General features: G+C 39.2%; 15 protein-coding genes, 2 tRNA genes and 1 pseudogene. 11 read left to right on the plus strand and 7 right to left on the minus strand.

Going from position 1 to position 17,626, the window contains the following annotated elements:
• The first annotated feature begins 31 nt into the window (after positions 1–31).
• Genes ACWIW0_RS04155 through ACWIW0_RS04165 form a run of 3 tightly spaced genes read left to right on the plus strand, consistent with a single transcriptional unit; the run spans position 32 to position 886 of the window.
• A complete protein-coding gene (locus ACWIW0_RS04155; RefSeq protein WP_454452323.1) occupies positions 32–355 on the plus strand; it encodes a hypothetical protein in 324 nt (107 codons plus the stop codon).
• A 13-nt stretch (positions 356–368) separates the two neighbouring features.
• On the plus strand, positions 369–623 hold the full coding sequence (locus ACWIW0_RS04160; RefSeq protein ID WP_454452324.1) for a DUF6378 domain-containing protein: 255 nt from the start codon (positions 369–371) through the stop codon (positions 621–623).
• Positions 624–631: 8 nt separating this feature from the next.
• On the plus strand, positions 632–886 hold the full coding sequence (locus tag ACWIW0_RS04165) for a helix-turn-helix transcriptional regulator (RefSeq protein WP_454452325.1): 255 nt from the start codon (positions 632–634) through the stop codon (positions 884–886).
• 33 nt (positions 887–919) lie between these two features.
• On the opposite strand, the gene ACWIW0_RS04170 is transcribed toward ACWIW0_RS04165, so the two are convergent.
• From ACWIW0_RS04170 to ACWIW0_RS04180, 3 genes are all read right to left on the minus strand, one after another.
• Complete coding sequence (locus ACWIW0_RS04170) at positions 920–2,125, minus strand: tyrosine-type recombinase/integrase (RefSeq protein ID WP_454452326.1); 1,206 nt, start codon at positions 2,123–2,125, stop codon at positions 920–922.
• Between the two features lie 175 nt (positions 2,126–2,300).
• A tRNA-Cys gene (locus tag ACWIW0_RS04175) sits at positions 2,301–2,374 on the minus strand.
• 18 nt (positions 2,375–2,392) lie between these two features.
• Positions 2,393–2,468, minus strand: a tRNA-Gly gene (locus ACWIW0_RS04180).
• 227 nt (positions 2,469–2,695) lie between these two features.
• Between ACWIW0_RS04180 and efeO the strand changes: the two genes are divergently transcribed.
• The 3 genes from efeO to ACWIW0_RS04195 are packed head-to-tail and all read left to right on the plus strand — an operon-like array spanning position 2,696 to position 6,395.
• Positions 2,696–3,508, plus strand: a complete 813-nt coding sequence (gene efeO, locus ACWIW0_RS04185; RefSeq protein WP_454452327.1) for an iron uptake system protein EfeO — start codon at positions 2,696–2,698, stop codon at positions 3,506–3,508.
• 9 nt (positions 3,509–3,517) lie between these two features.
• A complete protein-coding gene (efeB, locus tag ACWIW0_RS04190) occupies positions 3,518–4,717 on the plus strand; it encodes an iron uptake transporter deferrochelatase/peroxidase subunit (RefSeq protein ID WP_454452328.1) in 1,200 nt (399 codons plus the stop codon).
• Entirely contained in the window at positions 4,674–6,395 is a 1,722-nt protein-coding gene (locus ACWIW0_RS04195) for an FTR1 family iron permease (RefSeq protein ID WP_454452329.1), read from the plus strand. Before efeB ends, ACWIW0_RS04195 begins: the two co-directional genes overlap by 44 nt.
• Before the next feature lie 42 nt (positions 6,396–6,437).
• On the opposite strand, the gene topA is transcribed toward ACWIW0_RS04195, so the two are convergent.
• Positions 6,438–9,050 carry a type I DNA topoisomerase gene (topA, locus tag ACWIW0_RS04200; RefSeq protein WP_454452330.1) on the minus strand — a complete coding sequence of 871 codons (2,613 nt, stop codon included), beginning with the start codon at positions 9,048–9,050 and terminating at the stop codon, positions 6,438–6,440.
• Between the two features lie 156 nt (positions 9,051–9,206).
• Here topA and ACWIW0_RS04205 point away from each other — a divergent pair, with 156 nt between their 5' ends.
• Positions 9,207–10,097 (plus strand): LysR family transcriptional regulator, encoded by an 891-nt coding sequence (locus ACWIW0_RS04205; protein WP_454446523.1) that lies wholly within the window; start codon positions 9,207–9,209, stop codon positions 10,095–10,097.
• Positions 10,098–10,253: 156 nt separating this feature from the next.
• Positions 10,254–10,538 carry a transposase gene (locus ACWIW0_RS04210; protein WP_454452331.1) on the plus strand — a complete coding sequence of 95 codons (285 nt, stop codon included), beginning with the start codon at positions 10,254–10,256 and terminating at the stop codon, positions 10,536–10,538.
• 92 nt (positions 10,539–10,630) lie between these two features.
• Here ACWIW0_RS04210 and ACWIW0_RS04215 read toward each other — a convergent pair whose 3' ends face one another.
• A complete protein-coding gene (locus ACWIW0_RS04215) occupies positions 10,631–12,220 on the minus strand; it encodes a hypothetical protein (protein ID WP_454452332.1) in 1,590 nt (529 codons plus the stop codon).
• Positions 12,221–12,283: 63 nt separating this feature from the next.
• Positions 12,284–13,405 carry an NADH-dependent flavin oxidoreductase gene (locus ACWIW0_RS04220; RefSeq protein WP_454452354.1) on the minus strand — a complete coding sequence of 374 codons (1,122 nt, stop codon included), beginning with the start codon at positions 13,403–13,405 and terminating at the stop codon, positions 12,284–12,286.
• A 155-nt stretch (positions 13,406–13,560) separates the two neighbouring features.
• Here ACWIW0_RS04220 and ACWIW0_RS04225 point away from each other — a divergent pair, with 155 nt between their 5' ends.
• The 3 genes and pseudogenes from ACWIW0_RS04225 (at position 13,561) to ACWIW0_RS04235 (ending at position 16,128) form a co-directional block, all read left to right on the plus strand.
• Entirely contained in the window at positions 13,561–14,100 is a 540-nt protein-coding gene (locus tag ACWIW0_RS04225) for a TetR/AcrR family transcriptional regulator (protein WP_454452333.1), read from the plus strand.
• Between the two features lie 104 nt (positions 14,101–14,204).
• Positions 14,205–14,823: pseudogene (locus ACWIW0_RS04230) on the plus strand (transposase).
• 156 nt (positions 14,824–14,979) lie between these two features.
• A complete protein-coding gene (locus ACWIW0_RS04235) occupies positions 14,980–16,128 on the plus strand; it encodes a pyridoxal phosphate-dependent aminotransferase (protein WP_454452334.1) in 1,149 nt (382 codons plus the stop codon).
• A gap of 126 nt (positions 16,129–16,254) precedes the next feature.
• On the opposite strand, the gene ACWIW0_RS04240 is transcribed toward ACWIW0_RS04235, so the two are convergent.
• The gene (locus ACWIW0_RS04240; protein WP_454446363.1) at positions 16,255–17,535 is read right to left on the minus strand and encodes a citrate synthase; all 1,281 of its coding nucleotides are present in this window, start codon (positions 17,533–17,535) and stop codon (positions 16,255–16,257) included.
• Positions 17,536–17,626 lie beyond the last annotated feature (91 nt).

A 17,626-nucleotide genomic window follows, 5' to 3' on the forward strand; every position in this document is an offset into this window, starting at 1 on the left:
ATCGGGGTTAATTGATACTTAGGAGATTTTTATGAAAAAATTTATTGCTTTGACTGCGGTTTCTTATTCAAAAGACAAAGACGGTAAAAGATTTGCCGAAGAACATTGCTTAATGATAGATATTGATTTTATTGATGGATTTACTGATGCATTGATTCCTGATGATGATTTTGATTTGGAAGGAATTAGCAAAGTAAAATTTAAACAAGAAGGATCAAGAGTTTTTTTAAACAAAAAGGGGCAGGAGTTTTTTAACAATAAAATTTTTAATCTTTCTTTATGTAATGAGTGTATTTCTGACGACTGTGTATTCGTAACTGAAGAATTAGATGATATTAAGAAAATGTTGTTTTAGGTAGGAGCAATCAATGATAGATATTCAACAAACCATCGCCCAACGTGGCAAGCAGTACGGCAGTTTTGATGATGTGGCTTTAATGAGCCAGCAGCTCAAGGGGGTTTTGCACAATACCAATACTCAGCTTTCAGCAGTGCAGCAGGAGGCGGTTGAGATGATTTGCGTGAAACTGGCTCGTATTTGTGCGGGGGTTGATCCTAATTATGAGGATAATTGGCGTGATATTGCAGGTTATGCGGTGTTAGGTGGGAAATTGGACGAATAGGAGGAAATATGGAAAAGGTGGAACAAGTGGCTGAAATTGAGAAAAATGTTGCAAATATGCCTGAGCCTGATATTGAGTTTATTCGGTTAGGTGAAGTGGTTAAATTGTTTGGGGTAAGTCGTGCGACATTTGACCGTTGGCAACGGCCCGATTCGGAGTATTATATTCCTGATTTTCCGAAAAAAATCAAAATGGGGAATTTCTCGTTTTATGTTCGGTCGGAAATTCGGGCATATATGCAGAAAATGATTGATGAAAGTTAAAAGAAAGGCTGGGAGTTTTACCCAGCCTTTTTGTTATTGTGATTTCCAACCGCATTTCTCGATGAAATTACCCCAGTAATTCATTATTGGTATTCGCTCTGGTAGGTAATTGTGGCGATTATAGACTTTTCTCACTCGGTTACCTTTGATGGTATGGGCTAACACGGCTTCAATAGCATCAGGGTCAAAACCTTGGCTATTAAGGTGGGTGCTGATTAAGGCTCGCATACCGTGTGAGGTAAAGATGCCTTTGTAGCCGTTAGATTTCATTGCTCTGTTCACTGTTTCGCTACACATTGGTCGGCTACCGCCTTTGAAATGAGGGAACACATAATTTGAGCGACGGCTGAAAGCTCGCATTTGTTGTAAAATGTTTATCGCTTGGGGCGAGAGTGGTACGATATGATCACGTTTTTTGTAGCGTGAGCCTTTCATTTTTTCTTTTGGTATGTGCCATAGGCGATTTTCCCAGTCAATTTCCGACCATTCTGCAGATACGGCTTCGGCAGGGCGAACGCCTGTGAGGAGATTCCAAAAAATCAGATGGCGAGTCTGTGGCTTGATATTTGCCGTTTGCATCCGATAGATGAACTCTGGCAGTTGTTCGTCACTGATAGTTGGGTTGTTATCCGCTGGCTTATAATGAAAGGCTTTTTTGGCTTTATGACAATTATGCATTTCAATTAAGCCCGAGTTTTCAGCGTGATCCATTATTCCTTCAATAGTGCGTAATACTTTCTCGATGACGGAGGTTTGCTGTTTGCGATAGACTTTTTGCAGTGTATCCACCAGTAATTTTGAGTTGATTCGTTCAAGAGGTAGGTTCGCCAAGGTTGGGAAGATGTGGTTTTCTAGCCGTCGCCAATCTTGTTTCATCGTTTTTTCTGTAACCTGTGTGGTTTTGAATGCCTTCCATTTTAGGGCTACGTTGTAAAAGGTGCGTTCTATGTTGTCGCTAATGCGTTGTTGGATTCCCAGTAGGTATTCTTTTGGGTCGATTTTTTCAATTAGCAACTGTTTGTATTCCGCCCGTTTTTCCCTTGCTTGTTTGAGAGACATTGTAGGGTAATGTCCTAGTGTGATTGATGTGCGTTTTTTGGTGATGGGTTTGTCGTAAATAAGTCGCCAGGTTTTTGAGTTAGGCGTGATGTCTAATACAAGCCCTTCACCGTCTCTGAGTCTGCCGTTTTTGGCATTTTTTATATCTAGGTTTGATAGCGGTTTGATGATAATAGCCATTGCTTATATCCCCTTTGTTCTATCGGGTTTGGTGTGCAGAATTTTGGTCACATTTTTAGTCCGATAGGTCTGTTTTTGCCTGATCTAGTTTGATCTCTGCAAAAGCCTAAAAATAGCCTAAAGCATTGATTTTACTAGCGTTTGATCGGGGTTGATTTTGGGGTTATAAAAACTGTGGAGGCGTGTACCGGAGTCGAACCGATCTACATGGATTTGCAATCCAGTGCATAACCGCTTTGCTAACACGCCTGAGAGAGTTATATAAAATGGAGCGGGAAACGAGGCTCGAACTCGCGACCCCGACCTTGGCAAGGTCGTGCTCTACCAACTGAGCTATTCCCGCATTTGATTTGGTATGTCGTTAAGACGTTGCGTATTCTACGAATTTTTAACGCACTGTCAAATTATAAATGCAATGATAAAATTTGATTGATGAAAAAAAGCTCGTTGTGTTGCTTTTTTGACAAATGGAGTTGCGAATTGTACAAAAAAGCGGATAATTAGCAATGAATAAGAATAACTCTTATTTGTATAATCTACCTCAATCTGATTTATTTCAAGGAGCCTATTATGCGTTTAAAATCTCTAGCAATTGCTATTTCTACTCTGTTCTTAACTACTCAGGTTAATGCTACCGATTTAGCGAAAGAAACGGAAGCCTACAAAAATTTTGTAGTCGCACAAATTGATAATTTGGTATCGGATACCGAAAAATTTGTTGGGTATTTAAAAGTAGGTGATGTGCAAAAAGCAAAACAAATCTACCCGCTTGCTCGTATGTATTTTGAACGTTCAGAGCCTATTGCAGAAAGCTTTGGTGATTTAGATCCTCGCATTGATGCTCGTTTAGCAGACTTAACTGAAGAAGGTAAAACCGAAAAAGATTGGTCTGGTTTCCATAAAATTGAACAGGTGCTTTGGGAGAAAAATACAACTAAAGGCACAGAAGAAACTGCAGATCAATTATTAAAAGATGTGAAAGAACTTCGTGCAAAAATTCCAACAGCGGAAGTTACTCCAGAATTGATGATTACAGGTGCGGTGGATTTATTAAATGAAGTTTCAACCACTAAAGTGACTGGTGAAGAAGAAATCTATTCAAAAACAGACCTTTATGATTTCAAAGCAAACATTGAAGGTGCTGAGAAGATTTACGAATTATTCAAAGCAAAATTAGAGAAAAAAGACGCTAAACTTTCTAAAGAAATTGCAGCTCGTTTTGCTGAAGTCAATGCACTATTAGATAAACATAATCAAGCTAAAGGTAGCTATGATTATGTAGGTTATGACAAACTATCTGACAAAGAGATTAAAGCTCTTGCAGAAGCGGTCAATAAATTGGGCGAACCTCTTGCTCAAATGGGTGTATTACTCGAAAAATAAGGAATTATTATGTGCGATCAACATAACCAAAATGCTCGCCGAGATTTCTTAAAACAAGCAACCTTAATGAGTGCTGGCCTAATGGCTGGCACTGCCTATGCTTTAGAACAGCGAGTTCCCCCACAAATTAAAAATAGCTACCCATTTTTTGGTACACATCAACAAGGCATTGCTACCCCTGCTCAAAAACATATCTATTTTATGGTGTTGGATTTACATACGCACAACATTCAAGAAATTAAAGAGATGTTTAAAATTTGGACAGAGTATAGCACCAATTTAACCTCAGGAAAGAATGTTAAAACTTATGGTGAAAATGCTTATGTTCCGCCAGTTGATACAGGCGAAGCTGATGGCTTAAATCCCTACAACTTAACCTTAACCTTTGGTGTTAGCCCAACTTTCTTTGAGAAATTAGGCATTGAAAAATTAAAACCTAAAGCTCTCGCTACTCTCCCCCACTTTCCACGAGATCAATTAAAAGAACATTACACTGGCGGCGATATTTGTATTCAAGCCTGTGCTGATGATCCACAAATTGCCTTTCACGCAGTACGAAATTTAGTCCGCGTTGCTCGTGCTAAAATCACAATGCGTTGGAGCCAGTCGGGTTTTAACTCTTTTGAAAATGGCGATACGCCGCGCAATCTGTTTGGCTTTAAAGACGGTACAGGCAATCCGCAGGGCGAAGCCCTAAATGAAACTGTTTGGTGCAATGAAAATGACTGGCTCAAAAATGGCTCTTATCTAGTGGCTCGCCGCATTCAAATGCACTTAGAAACTTGGGATCGCACGAATTTGAATGGGCAAGAAGAAACCTTTGGCCGTCATCGCGACTCAGGTGCACCACTAGGGGCTAAAAAAGAGTTCGATAGTGTCGATTTAGAAAAAACGGACGAAAAAGGCAATGTCGTTATTCCTGAAATTTCACATCTTCATCTTGCGAAAAAAACAGGGTTACAAATTCTTCGCCGTTCTTTCTCTTACGCGAGTGGTGTTGACCCTAGAACAGGTCAATTTGATGCAGGCTTACTGTTTATCTCTTTCCAAAAAGATCCTGCACAATTTATCACTATCCAAAATAGTTTAGGCAATATAGACAAAATGAACGAATATATCACCCATATCGGCAGTGGTTTATTTGCTTGTTTTGCAGGGGTAAAAGATGAAAACGATTACTTGGGCAAAGCATTATTTGACCAAATTTAACCATCTTATTGCACTTTTTACGCTCAGTATTACGCTGAGCGTTTGTGCTTATGCGAAGGTAGAAACCAGCCATCTCTTTGTACATTTGTCCGATGCAATGGCAGCAGTGAAACAAGATGAAATTGCAAAATCTCAGCCTTATCTCACCGCTTTAAAGCAAGAGTTTGAGAGCATACCAACACACCAATCTACCGCAGGACAAGCGGTCAGTTCTACACTTTCCATTGCAATTAACCAACCAAATCTTGCTAATTTTGAGCAACTTTCCAAAGCACTTTATGCCTTTGAAAAAGAGCAAAATCCTGTGGATTATAATCAGAAACGACAGCAGTTTGCGAAACGTGTCTTACCTGTTTATCAACAATTAGCAAAAGCGGTATCCGCTCAAGATTTAACAGAAGCCCAAACCGTATTTAAACGCTTTAATAGCACTTGGACAGCCAATGAGAAAGTCGTGCGAGAAACGAGTTTAGGGCATTATGGACAGATTGAAACCGCAATGACCTTGTTCCGTATTGCAATGCTCTCCGAGCCGACAAATTTTGCGGAAATGGAAAAACAGCTTACCGCATTAGGACAATCCTTAAATGATTTCAAACAAGGCAATGTGCTACAACCGCAAACATCACAGACTGAAAATGCCCCACAAACCTTAGCGGCAGGTATTCAACTCTTAGAACAGAGCTATCGAGCCTTTGAAAATCAACAAGTTGAGCAAGCTAAAGCGAACATTACGCTCTTTATTCAACAATGGGCGATTTTTGAAGGTGATGTTCGCACAAGAGATAGTCTGCTTTACAGCAAAATTGAAAGCGATTTACCCGTCATTATGGTAAAAGGCAACACCGCAGATAATTTACAGCATTTTCAACAGCTTATCACAGAGATGAAACAGCTTGATACCGCCAAGCATTATACCGCCATTGATGCAATGCTGATTTTATTACGCGAAGGATTAGAAGCTTTGTTGATCATTATGGCACTGCTTACCACTTTAAATGTCGCTAATCAACCAACAGCTAAACGCTGGGTATATGCAGGTACAGGCTTAGGATTGATTGCCAGTATCGCTGGCGCATTAGCGTTACATCTGCTCTTCCCTGCTATTTCGGCAGGTACAAACCGAGAAATTTTGGAAGGTGCAGTGGGCATTGTAGCGGTACTGATGATGTTGTTTGTTGGAGCTTGGTTACATCGTAAATCTTCTCTGCAAGGTTGGCAACGCTTTGTGAATAAACAGGTTAGTCAAGCACTAGCAACTGGTAGCTTAGTTTCTATGCTATCTCTTAGCTTCTTATCCGTATTCAGAGAAGGAGCCGAAACCATTTTATTCTATGCAGGAATGTTACCGCTCATTAGCACGCAAGATCTGCTGTTAGGCTTGCTGTTCGCCATTGTGCTATTAGTGATGATTGCCTTGATAATGTTGTTTTCATCGAAAAAATTGCCGATACATCATCTATTTAAAGTAATGACATTATTGATCTACGGATTAGGCTTTAAAATTTTAGGGGTAAGTATTCACGCTTTACAACTTACGCAAGTTATCCCAAGAAGTGTTGTTGATAACCTGAGTAGCATACCAGAAATTGGTTTTTATGCATCTTGGCAAGGGATTATTGCACAGATTGTCTATCTTGCTCTTATACCGATAATTTTAAAGCTTTTTAAAAGCTAACCATAATAAAAAACGGCACAGATATTGTGCCGTTTAACTCTGTTATTTCTTGCGTTCTACCCATTTTCCATCAAGGTAATCCACAATCCATTTGGTTGCTTTTCCTTCTTTTTCTGAAGTAACGTATTGACGTTTTTCTTTACGGCTAAAGCGAATAATTGCCTCATTTCCTTCTGGGTCTTTTTGTGGAGCATCTGCAAGATACTGCAATTTCTCTGGTAAACGTTCACGATATGTAGCTAATTCAACCACTTTTGGTGCTCTGCTTTCACGAGATTTTGGGAAATTATGTGCAGACATAAAAACACCACTCGCACCATCACGCAGTACAAAGTAGGCATCTGATTTTTCACATTTCAATTCTGGAAAAGCAACAGGTTCTTCTCGTGGTGGAGCGACTTCACCATTTTTCAGAATTTTACGGGTATTATCACATTGCGTACAACCCATATATTTACCAAAACGCCCCAATTTTAAGTGCATATCTGCACCGCATTTATCACATTCAACAATAGGTCCATCATAGCCTTTAATTTTGAATGTACCTGCTTCAATTAAATATCCATCACAATTTGGGTTATTACCGCAGATATGAATTTTACGAGCAGGATCAATCACATAGCTATCCATCGCTGTATCGCATTTCGGGCAACGTTTACGTTGCAGTAATGCGTTAGTTTCGGAATCTTCATCTAACACATTCAGTAATTCTGCTTCTGGAATTAAATTGATTGTGGTTTTACAACGCTCTTTTGGTGGTAAAGCATAACCAGTACAACCTAAAAACACCCCTGTACTTGCAGTACGAATTGCCATTGGACGCTGGCAAGTTGGGCAATGAATATCCGTTTCCACTAAATTGTTCGGACGCATTCCGCCTTCTAATTCATTCAGTTCTGCCGTAGTCAGTTTTTCTGAAAAATCACTAAAGAAACGGTTTAATTCTTCTTTCCAATTACTATTTCCTGAAGCAATTTGGTCTAATGTGTCTTCCATATTTGCTGTAAAATCGTAATTCATTAAATCTTGGAACGATTCATTCAGGCGATCTGTAACGATCTCCCCCATTTTCTCAGCGTAGAAACGGCGGTTTTCAACTCGCACATAACCTCGCTCTTGAATAGTTGAGATAATTGCAGCATAAGTTGATGGGCGACCAATGCCCCGTTTTTCTAACTCTTTTACTAATGCTGCTTCTGAGTAACGTGCTGGTGGTTTAGTAAAGTGTTGGCTAGGAATAACTTGATTTAGAATTAAAACTTCATTTAGTACAACTTCAGGTAATTCTTGATCTTCAGCCGTTTTACCTTGAATAGGCAAGACTTTCGTCCAACCATCAAAACGCAATACTCGCCCTTTTGTTTTTAATTCATACTCACCCGCTGTAACCGTAAGACTCGTTGAATCATATTCGGCAGCAGTCATTTGGCAAGCTAGGAATTGTCGCCAAATTAGATCGTATAAACGCTCTGCATCTTTTTCCATTCCTTTTAAGTCAATGATTGTTACATTGACATCTGACGGACGAATAGCCTCGTGTGCCTCTTGAGCTTTTTCTTTACTTGCATAGAAATTCGGTTTTGTTGGTAAATAGGCTTTGCCGAAGGTTTGCTCAATATACCCTCTCGCCATCAATAGTGCATCTTGGCTGAGATTGGTTGAATCTGTACGCATATAAGTAATATAGCCTGCTTCATATAAGCGTTGAGCTAACATCATTGTTTTTTTCACGCTAAAGCCCAAACGTGTACTTGCGGTTTGCTGTAACGTTGAAGTAATAAAAGGAGCTTTGGCTTTTGATGAAGTCGGTTTTTTCTCAATATCTGTAACAATAAATGCAGAATTTTGTAACGAACTGACCGCTTGTTCCGCCTGTTTCTGATTTTTGGCTGAGAATTTTTTTCCTTTAACGTGAGTTAAATCAAGGGTAAGTTCACCATTTTTGGCGGTAGTTTTTGCCACAATATCCCAAAATTCTTCAGGCTGAAAGGCTTTAATTTCTCGCTCACGCTCAACCAAGAGTTTTACTGCAACGGATTGTACTCGTCCAGCAGATAAGCCACGAGCGACTTTTTTCCAGAGTAATGGCGACACCATAAAGCCTACTACACGATCTAAAAAACGGCGAGTTTGTTGTGCATTAACACGATCAATATTCAGTTGTTCTGGCTTTTCAAAGGCTTGTTTAATCGCATTTTTAGTAATTTCATTAAATACAACTCGACTAAAACGTGCATCATCACCCCCGATCACTTCACGCAAGTGCCACGCAATCGCCTCTCCTTCTCTATCCAAGTCGGTTGCGAGATAAATATGATCGGCTTTTTTGGCAAGTGATTTCAATTCAGCCACCACTTTTTCTTTACCCGGTAAAATTTGGTAATGTGCTTTCCAGTCGTGATAAGGGTCAATTCCCATACGCTTCACTAAAGCGGTACGTTCCTTTTCAGATTTTACCAGTGCCTTTTGCTCTGCACTCATACCTTTGGTTGAGATCGGTTTGGCTTTTTCGGTTTTTTCTTCCTTTTCCGCACCGCTCGTTGGCAAGTCTCGGATATGCCCAACACTTGATTTCACCACAAAATCGCTACCCAAATATTTATTTATTGTTTTAGCTTTGGCTGGCGACTCAACAATAACTAATGATTTTCCCATTGTTACACCTAAATTGTTTATACTCTCGAAATTAGAAATAATGAATACAATAGTCTAACTATTGTTTCTTATTCGTTTATATTTATTGCTTTTTGAAATAAAATGGTAAAAACAATAGCAAGGCTTTCTACAAAATACAATATCAAAAGGGATAAAATGGATAAACTACACGCAATTAGCTTATTTTGTCGAGTAATTGAAACGCAAAGTTTCACCCAAGCCGCTCAACAAGAACAAATTTCGCTCGCAATGGCAAGTAAATTAGTCGCACAGCTTGAAGCTCATCTTAATGTCCGCCTACTCCAACGCACCACTCGCAAAATCACTCCCACAGAAGCTGGATTACTGTTTTACCAACGCTGTTTACCTATTTTAAATGAACTCAAAGAGGCTGAAGCCTGTGTAACCGATATTACGTCCACATTACAAGGCAAACTCACGATATCCGTACCAATGGATTTCGGCTCTCGCTTTATTGCCCCCCATTTAGGCAAATTTATTGAAACCTATCCTCACCTTCAACTTAACTTGGAATTTAATGATCGCCGAGTTGATGTGGTGGCTGAGGGCTACGATCTCGTGCTACGCATTGGCAAGCTAGAAGATAGTTCTATTGTGGCAAAACGTATTGCACAAGCAGAACATTTAATTGTCGCCTCTCCTCAGTATTTAGCCCAATATGGCGAACCCATAACAGCATTAGAATTGCAACAACACCAATGTTTACTCTATGAAGGGCAACAAACTTGGCAATTTAATGAGAACGGACATCATATTAAATTTAAACCACACAGCCGAGTATATAGCAATAATGGTTATGCTTTAGTACAAATGGCAAAAGCAAACTTAGGTATTATTCAGATCCCTAAATTCTTGTTGAAAGATGAATTAGCATCAGGCGAACTCATTCCGATCTTAAATCATTTGGAACAAGAAAAACTTGATATTAGTCTGCTCTACCCACACCGCCGCTATCTTTCGCCGAAAGTTAAAGTTGCGATTGAGTTTTTTACCATCTTGATGACAGAGCAAAAGGCGTATTTATAATTTATCTCCAATACAAGCGGTGTAATATGCTCTTAGATTTGCAAATTTTTGCATAAGGTTACCGCTTGCCTAGGGTCTGTTGATAATTCATAAAAAAGAAGCGAGAGAGTAAAATGTTTATCGCTAAACAAACCAAAATGCCTACAAAGTTTTCCGTTGGAAGAGGTAAAGGTTATTTCAGCAGACAAAGGTTATGACGCTGAGGCTCTGCGGGAGATGATTAAGATGGCAGGCGTAAAAAGCAATATACCAAGAAAGAGGAACAGTCGAAAAGGGAATGGGACGATGGATTGGTATCTCTATAAATTGTGTCATTTAGTCGAAAATGCATTTGACCGTTTGAAACATTTTCGAGCGATAGCGACAAGGTATGACAAGCTAAAAGTACATTTTCGGGCTTTTGTGCTTTTAGCTTGTTGCTTGGTTTGGCTTCCGTTGTGAATTATCAACAGACCCTAAGAGACTTGGTTTTAAAAATTTTTAAATTACACTGGCAAATAAAAAGTTATTATTTGCCAGTATTTGAGCAAAGATTATCTAGTTCTAAAGATTGGGTACCCTGGCAAGAAATCATTTATGGCACGATGTTTTTCTTCTCGTTGGCGACTACGCTGATAACCTTCTTGGATAAATTTTAATAACGCTTCATGTTGCATGGTTTTTTCGTGTACGGATAAGATTTTTTCTACCGTTAATCCATAATGTTCTACATTATCCAGATAGCTATCAGGCCAGAGTTGCCATTCATCAGCAGCCGTACCAATATCGGCATCAAAGAAAATCTTTTCTTTTGGCAAATAGGCAAAAACGGCATTTGCCATGTGATTATTTGAAATCACAGGGTAGATTTCAAGACGTTGGGTTTGGTCTTCTAATACCAATGGTTTATTTATTGGCACAAAGTGAAAATCTGCTTTTCCTTCTAATACGTCATCAAAATGTGGTGTGGTTCGTTCAGCAATTTCACGCAAAATACCTTCATTTTCCTGATGGCTATATATTTCTAAATTGGCTGCTACTGCTGCACGAAAACCGTCAGTATGGTCAAAGTGATGATGAGAGACAATTAACTTGGTGGCTTTTTTATTTACAACGAGCTGGTTAGCCTTTTCAATAATGGCTTTTCCCATCGCTTGGCTGCCGTATAATTCAAATAAAACCAAGTGGTCTGAAAATTCAACAACCATTGTACCGCCTGTTAAACGCCATACGCCTTGAGCGATTTTTTCTGCTGCGATTGTTGGGGCGACATCATGATTTATTTTTTGATTATTTTGAAACGCTTTTGGCGTTGTTAATTTATCAATGGGTTTATTGACATAGTAACCATCTACATAAATTTTGAGATAAACAACATCACGAAAATCAACTTTGGTGTTATATCCCATGGGTAATTGAATACCATCAAAAGGCATATATCCCGTAAAACTGGTGGTTAATAAAACTTCCCCTAAGTTATTTTGCGGTGCATACCACTGCACATTTTCAGGCAGCATTGACTTTTTATCTATCGCTACTTGTAATTCAATTTTAGAATCAACCTGCACAGTGAGCTGATAGCTTTTGGTATTTTCTTGTACATGGGTAATGCGTGCTTTTTTGTTCAATAGTGCATGGATTAAACTGGCAGGATTGGTCAGCGACCATAATTTTCTGACACGCACGCCATCAATAAATAGCGGGTTTTGGCTCATATACCCCACTTGTATTGTTTTGCCATCAGGCAGCTTATCATAGGCAATATTATGACCATCTAACACTTTGATAGACGGGGAGAAATCATGTCCAAATTTAGCGGCAAATGGGAACAACATATTGATTCTTTCTTTTTGAATAAAAGTATCTTGTTCAAAATCCCACAGGCGGTTTAAATCATTTGCAGCAATCCACTTTTTAGGTGCCTCAACAGAAGGGGAAATTGCACCCCCACCCCACATATACTCATATTGTCCATACCCTTGCAGTTTCAGGCTGCTTAGTGATTTTATTTTTTCTACGCCACCCATGCTTTCGGCAGTTTGCCATACAATCTGTTCTGCTGATGACGTGGCAAAAGCAGGGAGTGCCATTAAACCAAAAGCGATTAAGCCAAATATTGGGGATAATTTTTTTAGTTTCATCATTATTCCTATGAATGGTTATAAAAAAAGACTATTTTTTATCAATACCAAGAAGTTACAAGTTAATTAAATGTCCATGCCTTTCCACTCACGCCCTTTGACTGGCGGTAGCCACGGAAAAGTGGCTTGTGCCGTCATCGCCCATAAGGTATCGGGCAGTTGGTAAAAGGCTTGTTTATCAACATCAATTTCCCGTTCAATGGCATCTTCTTTGCCTTCACGAATGTGTGTTGCAAAAGTGGGGTTAATCATGACGGTTTTCCCCAATGCGATAAATTCCGCCCAGCCCGTTTGATAAGCCTTTAAGACGTCTTCTGCGGTCAATAAATTGCCCACGCCAATCAGTGGCAGTTTGCCGCCAATACGTTGATGAATCAGTTCAATGCGGGTTTTAGACGTATCCGCCCCACGGCGAACTTTATTTTCAAAACCCCATAACGAAACGTGTAAATATTGCAACGGTTTTTCCACCAACGCATCAATCAACGTGAACGTTTCGCTCATCGTCAAACCATTATCGCCAGCCTCTTCGGGCGAAAAACGATAACCAATCACAAAATCAGGGCGTTGATGTTTTAATTTTTGAGCGACCACACTATCCACAACCGCCAATGGAAAAGCCAACGGCTCACCCCAACGGTCGGTGCGTTGATTACTCTGCGGCGAATAAAACTGCTGAATAACATAGCCATTTGCCCCGTGAATTTCTACGCCGTCAAAGCCTGCCATTATCGCCAACTCGGTTGCGCGCCCAAAGGCTTGCACTAAATTTTCCACTTCTTGCTCGGTCATCGCGCGGATATGGTCTTTTGCACTAGGCGCGGCAACATCATTATTGTTCAATTCAGGAATGGACTGTGCGCCACCGTGATGAATTTGCAAAATGGCTTTCGCCCCTTGCGATTGGATTTTTTCAGCCACTTGACGCAAGCTAGGCAAATCTTTTTCGCCAACGGCTTCAGGCTGCCCATGAAAGGCTTTTCCGCCCTGTGCTACCAACGTCGCTGCGGTAATAAATAAACCAAAATCCGTTGCACGGCGGTCTAAAAATGCCAACTCTTGTTCTGTTACCTGACCCGTTGGCGAAGAGGCTAAATGGGTCATCGGTGCAACCACGAGACGATTTTTAATTGTGATACCATTGTTGAATGTGAATGGCTCAAAAAGCGGTTGAAATTTGGGGTTCATCATCTTGTAAAGTCCTAAAATATTGAAATTTTAACAAATTTGTTAGCGATTATAATTTTGACAAAAATAAATAATTTGTCAAAGTTGGCTTATTTTGACATATCTGATACTTTTTGTCAAAATAAATTTACCACCAAAAAGAGAGTGTCTTAAAAATGAGCAAAACCTTATCCGAACAAGAACTAAATGAAAGACGACAAAGCGTATTGGTCGCTGCCTTAGACTGTTTTTTCTACTTTGGCGTAAACAAAACGTCCCTAACCGAAATCGCCAAACAAGCAGGCTTATCCCGCACTTTGTTATATTTGCTTTTCTCCAGCAAAGAAGAAATTTTTGAACAAGCCTTCGCTTATTTATTGCAAAGCAATATAGAAAAAGCCCAAACTGTTGCTGAACAAACGCTGCCTGATAAAGAAAAATTATTAACCATGATGGATTTGGTCTTTATTTCGAACTACCAACGGGCAGCCAATTCTCCCCATTTAAGCGGTATGAAAGATTTATGCGAATACATCAACGACCAAGCACATAAAGAATTTATTATGAAATTAAAAGATTGTGCGAATTGGATCTTTCACGATGAAACAAAAAGCGAAATTTATGCCTTCGCTGTTGCAGGACAAGGTGATGATAACCCTAAACCCGAAGTTTTACGCCAACGCATAGCGGATTTAACGGCGTATTTTATGAACTAGAACAACACAAAAAAATGAAAAATCCCTAGGGTCTGTTGATAATTCATAAAAAAGAAGCGAGAGAGTAAAATGTTTATCGCTAAACAAACCAATTACTCCTCGCAATGCCTCGAACACTACTTGATAAGCACTGGACGAAACTAAAGCCTATTTAGCTTGATTTAGGCTTCATGACAAATCAAATTTAAAATTAACGCTTGAAGACATTCTGTTCCGTCTTAAAACTGACTGTCAATGACGTGATATTCCCGAATACTTTAGTAAATCAAACACCCTCTACCGCAACTTCCGTTATTGGGTGAAAACCCGATTGGGAGTGGCTGTTTATTGATGGTTCGCATATCCGTGTTCACCAACACGGAACTGGGATTATCGGTCAAGGAATCGGTAAGACGAAAGGGGGTAATACGACTAAAATTCATTTGGTGGTCGATACCGTTGGAAGAGGTAAAGGTGATTTCAGCAGACAAAGGTTATGACGCTGAGGCTCTGCGAGAGATGATTAAGATGGCAGGTGTAAAAAGTAATATACCAAGAAAGAGGAACAGCCGAAAAGGGAATGGAACGATGGATTGGTATCTCTATAAATTGCGTCATTTAGTCGAAAATGCATTTGCCCGTTTGAAACATTTTTAAGGAATAGTGACAAGGTATGACAAGCTAAAAGCACATTTTCGGGCTTTTGTGCTTTTAGCTTGCTGCTTGGTTTGGCTTCCGTTGTGAATTATCAACAGACCCCAGCTCTATTTCTTATTTTTTAAACATATTCCACCATATTTTCACAATTCTGCTTGCAAAATTATAAAACTCATCTATATTGAATATAAATTCACCTTTTGTGGTTTTATATTCAATAATTTAATTATTTAGGAGATTTATATGCAACGCAGACAACTTTTTCAATTAGCAGGTGCAGCGGCTTTAACAACCGCATTTTCAACATTCAGTAAGAAAGTAGAAGCAACAGGGATATCAATGCCACAAGGCATTTCACTTCCGATTAAACTCAACTTTAATGAAAACTCATTAGGTATGTCTGCTAAGGCAAAGAAAGCGATTTCAGACAGTTTAGACATTGGGTTTCGTTATCCTGACGATCAACGTGAAGAACTAATCGGCTTAATTGCTAAAAAATTTAATTTAGCAACTAACCAAATTTCTATGGGAAATGGTTCATCTGAAAATATTCAAGCTATTGTTCAGGCATTGATTATTCGAGCACAGAAAAACAACACACCAATTCAACTTGTCGTGCCAGATCCTACTTTTAACTATGCTGAGTTATATGCACAAGCATTAGGTATTTCTGTGGTTAAAGTACCGTTAATGGCAGATTTCTCTTTTGATATTAAGCAACTGCAACAAGCAGCTGAACAATTTAAGGGAGAAACCATTTTCTATCTTTGCAACCCAAACAACCCAACGGCAATGATTACCCCTGCGACAACCTTATTTGATTGGATCAATGTAGCACCTACTCACCACTTCTTTATTTTAGATGAAGCCTACGCAGAGTTAGTCCAAAATCCTGATTTTAAGAGCGGTATTGAACTGATTAAAGCCAATAAAAATAATGTTGCGGTAACTCGCACGTTTTCTAAGTTATATGGGTTAGCAGGCTACCGTATTGGTTATTTATTAGGTACAGAAGAAGTTGTTGCCTTAGCAGAAAGTTGTATGTCTTACGACAACACAAACTTAGCAGGTGCAGTTGCCGCTATCGCATCATTACAAGATCCACAATTTGAACAGCTCAGTTTAGCAACTATTAATGCCTCTCGCCAAATAGTTCAAAAAGCACTCACTGAATTAGGTCTAAAATATGTGGATTCCAATGCGAATTTTATTTTCCACCAAATTAAAGGCGATGTTAAAACTTATCAACAACGTATGAAAGAGCATCAAATTTATGTTGGTAGAGAATTTTTACCGATCCAAGGGTGGAATCGTTTAACACTCGGCACGCCACAAGAGATGGAAGTTTTTATCAAAACACTTAAAATGTTTAGAGAGAAAGGTTGGGTATAAGTTTGCTTTTAAATAGTTAGTATAAAAATAAAAGCTCGAGAAATGGTGTAATGGACAAAAATTTTGGCTAAAATTTAATCCAACTTTTAGTAATCATTTTGTCTATTACACCTTTTTCTATATTAACTATTCATCAATATGACGTTCTGTATGACCTGTGTAAATTTGTCTTGGGCGAACAATTTTCAGACTTTCTTCACACATTTCTTTCCAGTTTGCAATCCACCCTACTGTTCTCGCTAAAGCAAAAATAACTGTGAACATTGAGGTTGGAATACCAATCGCTTGTAAAATGATACCTGAATAGAAATCGACATTTGGATAAAGTTTACGCTCAATAAAGTATGGATCACTTAATGCAATTCGCTCTAACTCCATTGCCACTTCAAGTAACGGCGTAGTAACCCCCAACTCTTTAAGCACTTCGTGACAAGTCTCACGCATTACTTTTGCTCGTGGGTCATAATTTTTATACACTCGATGTCCAAAACCCATTAAACGGAATGGATCATTTTTATCTTTAGCTCGAGCAATAAATTCTGGAATACGATCAACAGTGCCAATTTCTTCTAGCATTTTGATACAGGCTTCGTTTGCTCCACCGTGTGCAGGTCCCCAAAGAGATGCAATACCTGCTGCTATACACGCAAATGGATTAGGGCCAGATGATGCCACACTTCGCACTGAGGATGTCGAGGCATTTTGTTCGTGATCTGCGTGTAGGGTAAAGATACGATCCATCGCACGTTCTAATACTGGGTTTACAATATAAGGCTCACAAGGAGTCGCAAACATCATATACAAGAAGTTTCCTGCATAAGAGAGATTATATTGTGGATACATAAATGGGCGACCGATGCTGTATTTGTAACACATCGCCGCTAATGTCGGCATTTTAGCCAGCAAACGAATAGCAGTTTTATCACGAGAACTTTGGTTATCTTCTAAAATATCGTGATAGAAAGCGGCTAATGCACTACTTGCCGCACACATTACTGCCATTGGGTGTGAATCTCGGCGAAAACCTTGAAATAAGCGAGTAAATTGTTCATTCACCATATAATGCGAGCAGATCTCTTTTTTAAATGCGTCTAACTCTTCTGTATTTGGTAATTCACCGTTTAATAATAAATAAGCAACATCAAGGTAGCTTTTATGCAAGGCTAATTCATCGATTGGGTAGCCTCGATGTAATAAGATCCCCTGATCGCCATCAATATAAGTAATGCTAGATTCACATAATGCCGTAGAAGTTAGCCCCTGATCGTAGGTAAATAATTTCTCTTTTTGTAATGATTCCACCCCAATTGCATCATAACCTAAGTTACTTTGATATACTGGCAAACTAAATTTACGTCCATCACTGAGTTGTAGTTCTGCGGTTAAAGTTGGATGTAGTTTAGGCATATTCATTCCCCCTGTTTATTGTCATTTTCAAGCGGTAAGTTATTAGTAAAATTTTGCAATAATCTGACCGCTTGCCTTGTCTTTTTATTTT

Source organism: Ursidibacter sp. B-7004-1 (genome assembly GCF_053654055.1).